The organism is Rhodococcus sp. SB1D (assembly GCF_048573875.1).
Lineage (GTDB): Bacteria > Actinomycetota > Actinomycetes > Mycobacteriales > Mycobacteriaceae > Rhodococcus_F > Rhodococcus_F qingshengii.
On record NZ_JBMAIQ010000042.1, the window covers coordinates 1 to 942 of the forward strand.

At 60.7% G+C, this 942-nt stretch carries 1 protein-coding gene; it reads right to left on the reverse strand.

The features are described 5' to 3' along the window. Nucleotides 1-233: 233 nt before the first annotated feature. Complete coding sequence (locus tag ACN50D_RS31245) at nucleotides 234-692, reverse strand: Hsp20/alpha crystallin family protein (RefSeq protein WP_212634193.1); 459 nt, start codon at nucleotides 690-692, stop codon at nucleotides 234-236. Nucleotides 693-942: the final 250 nt, after the last annotated feature.

The following is a 942-nucleotide window of genomic DNA, read 5'->3' on the forward strand; positions in this document are numbered from 1 at the left end:
GAGCGCATCGGCGAGAATCCGATCCGAATCCTCCACCACGGCAGCATATTCCAGTTCGTGCCAGAGGTGGATACCCAGCCTCTCCCACTCCGAGTCACCGCGCCGACCCTCGCCGGCTACTTCACACTCGTCCTCGGCGATGCGGTCGATCTCGACGTCATCGACCCCAGTCATTGTCGCTGCACCCTCTCGAAACATGCTGTTGTGGACTGCGGACTGTTCCGGCGTGCTGTTCACGCATCGATCTGCTTGCTCTCCTGCTTGCGGCCCACCTCCTTGCTGCTCCCGTTGCTGTTCCCGGCGCTGCTGATCTCGATCTTGCGGGGCTTGGCCCGCTCCGCGAGCGGGATCGTCAACCTCAGCACCCCAGCGTCGTAGCCGGCCTCGATATTGTCGGTGTCGAGGTTCTCGCCCAGGAACAGTTGACGACTGAATACCCCGCGCGGGCGCTCAGCCGCAATCATCTCCGCCTCGCCGGCGCGAACCGGCCGCTCGGCGTGCACCGTCACCACGTTGCGGTCCACATCGAGGTCGAGTGAATCCGGGTCCATGCCGGGAAGATCGAACTCGACGACGAACTGCTCACCTTCCTGCCATGCATCCATCGGCATCACCGCTGGCTGCGAAGCAGTACCCAACAGCTGTCGGGTCAGGCGGTCAAGGTCACGGAAAGGATCGGTGCGCATCAACATTTTCGGTCACCTCCAGGAAAAGTCACTGGAACCGTTCACTGACTACCACCACCGCATCCACCGAACTTCTACAGTAGATGCTGTAGATTTGGTATATCATCAAACACACATCGGATCAAGAGCTTGCCCGCAGATATCGAAATTTCTTTGATGGGAGGACCATCATGGCGCGCAACCCCGCTATCGCCGAACCCCCTGGCCTGTACGCGATCTCGGTGACATCGGAGCTCTCCGGATTCACCGCCGGCAC